Origin of the sequence: Kitasatospora sp. NPDC059803, from assembly GCF_042732255.1 — a bacterium.
Lineage (GTDB): Bacteria > Actinomycetota > Actinomycetes > Streptomycetales > Streptomycetaceae > Kitasatospora.
On sequence record NZ_JBHWIJ010000590.1, the window covers coordinates 1 to 1,171 of the forward strand.

At 55.5% G+C, this 1,171-nt stretch carries 1 rRNA gene; it reads left to right on the forward strand.

The features are described from left to right. Positions 1 to 1,028: ribosomal RNA gene (locus ACFV6I_RS39700) — 23S ribosomal RNA — on the forward strand; the annotation flags it as partial. Between the last annotated feature and the right edge of the window lie 143 nt (positions 1,029 to 1,171).

Here is a 1,171-nt window from a genome sequence, read left to right on the forward strand (position 1 = left end):
GGCGAAGCTGAGAACTTAAGCGCCAGTAAACGGCGGTGGTAACTATAACCATCCTAAGGTAGCGAAATTCCTTGTCGGGTAAGTTCCGACCTGCACGAATGGCGTAACGACTTCTCGACTGTCTCAACCATAGGCCCGGTGAAATTGCATTACGAGTAAAGATGCTCGTTTCGCGCAGCAGGACGGAAAGACCCCGGGACCTTTACTATAGCTTGATATTGGTGTTCGGTTCGGCTTGTGTAGGATAGGTGGGAGACTTTGAAGCAGCAACGCCAGTTGTTGTGGAGTCGTCGTTGAAATACCACTCTGGTCGTGCTGGATGTCTAACCTGGGTCCGTGATCCGGATCAGGGACAGTGTCTGGTGGGTAGTTTAACTGGGGCGGTTGCCTCCTAAAGAGTAACGGAGGCGCCCAAAGGTTCCCTCAGCCTGGTTGGCAATCAGGTGTTGAGTGTAAGTGCACAAGGGAGCTTGACTGTGAGACTGACGGGTCGAGCAGGTACGAAAGTAGGGACTAGTGATCCGGCGGTGGCTTGTGGAAGCGCCGTCGCTCAACGGATAAAAGGTACCCCGGGGATAACAGGCTGATCTTCCCCAAGAGTCCATATCGACGGGATGGTTTGGCACCTCGATGTCGGCTCGTCGCATCCTGGGGCTGGAGTAGGTCCCAAGGGTTGGGCTGTTCGCCCATTAAAGCGGTACGCGAGCTGGGTTTAGAACGTCGTGAGACAGTTCGGTCCCTATCCGCTGTGCGCGTAGGAGTGTTGAGAAGGGCTGTCCCTAGTACGAGAGGACCGGGACGGACGAACCTCTGGTGTGCCAGTTGTCCTGCCAAGGGCATGGCTGGTTGGCTACGTTCGGGAGGGATAACCGCTGAAAGCATCTAAGCGGGAAGCCTGCTTCGAGATGAGCACTCCCACCTCCTTGAGAGGGTAAGGCTCCCAGTAGACGACTGGGTTGATAGGCCGGATATGGAAGCCCTGTGAGGGGTGGAGTTGACCGGTACTAATAGGCCGAGGGCTTGTCCTCAGTTGCTCGCGTCCACTGTGTTGTTCTGAAACAACGACCCCAACCCGTTTGGCTACGGGGTTGGTGCGGTTGACAGTTTCATAGTGTTTCGGTGGTCATAGCGTGAGGGAAACGCCCGGTTACATTCCGAACCCGGAAGCTAA